Origin of the sequence: Pseudomonas sp. PS01300, assembly GCF_029960155.1 — a bacterium.
GTDB classification, from domain to species: domain Bacteria; phylum Pseudomonadota; class Gammaproteobacteria; order Pseudomonadales; family Pseudomonadaceae; genus Aquipseudomonas; species Aquipseudomonas palmensis.
In genome coordinates this window covers 1-221 of record NZ_JASCPN010000187.1, presented here as the reverse complement: position 1 = coordinate 221, position 221 = coordinate 1, and the positions used below count along the sequence as shown (strand labels likewise).

General features: G+C 66.1%; 1 protein-coding gene. It reads left to right on the top strand.

The window, feature by feature from the left end; all coding sequences use genetic code 11:
• On the top strand, nucleotides 1–221 hold a 221-nt coding region (locus QMX96_RS26910), incomplete at both ends, for an AMP-binding protein (protein ID WP_282362750.1).

The window sequence follows — 221 nt, the reverse complement described above, 5'->3', positions numbered from 1 at the left end:
GCGCTGATCAACCAGCACCAGGTCAGCACCCTGCACTTCGTACCGTCGATGCTGCAGGCCTTCCTGCTGGATGCCGGTGTGCCGAGCTGCACCAGCCTCACCCGCATCGTCTGCAGCGGCGAGGCCCTGCCGGTGGACGCGCAGCAGCAGGTGTTCGCCAAGTTGCCGAACGCCGGCCTGTACAACCTGTATGGCCCTACCGAAGCCGCCATCGACGTGAC